The sequence below is a fragment of the Bradyrhizobium sp. NBAIM08 genome, from assembly GCF_020193935.1.
Classification (GTDB): domain Bacteria; phylum Pseudomonadota; class Alphaproteobacteria; order Rhizobiales; family Xanthobacteraceae; genus Bradyrhizobium; species Bradyrhizobium yuanmingense.
On the sequence record NZ_JADYVR010000644.1, the window covers coordinates 1 to 424 of the forward strand.

Annotated in this window: 1 protein-coding gene; it reads right to left on the bottom strand. The window is 71.2% G+C overall.

Annotation, left to right across the window (positions count from 1 at the left end; genetic code table 11):
• A partial coding sequence (locus I6F37_RS41365; RefSeq protein ID WP_225154575.1) for an ATP-binding cassette domain-containing protein occupies positions 1-424 on the bottom strand: 424 nt, incomplete at both ends.

Here is a 424-nt window from a genome sequence, read left to right on the forward strand (position 1 = left end):
GTACCGATCGGCGACCCGCACGACTTCTTCGAGGAAATGGCTGATGTAGACGATCGCCAGCCCCTTCGCGCGCAGCCGAGCAATCACCGCGAACAGTCGACCCGCGTCGTGCTCGGTCAGCGAACTCGTCGGCTCGTCGAGGACGAGCACCCGGGCGTCCGAGACGAGGGCCCGCGCGATCTCGACCACCTGCTGCGCCCCAACGCTGAGCGACCCCGCGACCGCGTCGGGGCGGAGGTCCGGATGGTCCAGCGTCCGAAGGGCCTCCGCGACCGCCCGTCGGCCGACACCCCGGCGCAGGACTCCCAGCCGACTCGGCTCCTGCCCGAGCAGGACGTTGGCCTCGACCGACAGGTGCGGCGCGATGGCCAGTTCCTGATAGATCATCGCCACGCCGCTCGACAGGGCGTCGCGCGGCCCCCTC